The sequence below is a fragment of the Psychrobacter sp. W2-37-MNA-CIBAN-0211 genome (assembly GCF_040309405.1).
Taxonomy (GTDB): domain Bacteria; phylum Pseudomonadota; class Gammaproteobacteria; order Pseudomonadales; family Moraxellaceae; genus Psychrobacter; species Psychrobacter glaciei.
In genome coordinates, this window is record NZ_JBEOOU010000214.1 from 1 (window position 1) to 270 (window position 270).

The 270-nt window shown below is 64.1% G+C and carries 1 protein-coding gene; it reads right to left on the reverse strand.

Features of this window, described 5'->3' with window-relative positions; translation table 11 throughout:
* Nucleotides 1-270 (reverse strand): hypothetical protein (locus AAEY72_RS14960; RefSeq protein WP_502945399.1); only part of this gene is annotated, 270 nt, incomplete at both ends.

Below are 270 nucleotides of genomic sequence, written 5' to 3' on the forward strand. Positions count from 1 at the left end.
GCGCGAGGCTCGCCGACACGACGGCGGCCGCCGCGACGACCGACCCCGACGACAGGTCGATCCCGCTGGTGATGATCACGAGGTTCACGCCGACCGCGATGATGCCGATCACGGCCATCTGCAGCACGATGATCTCGAGCCGCTCGGTATTGAACAGGAAGCTCTGGCCGACGACGATCCAGCCGACGATCTCGAAGAACAGGCTGATGCCGACCAGTACGAGGAAGATGCTCAGTTCGGGCGGCCACTTCGTATGCCGCGACTTGAGTG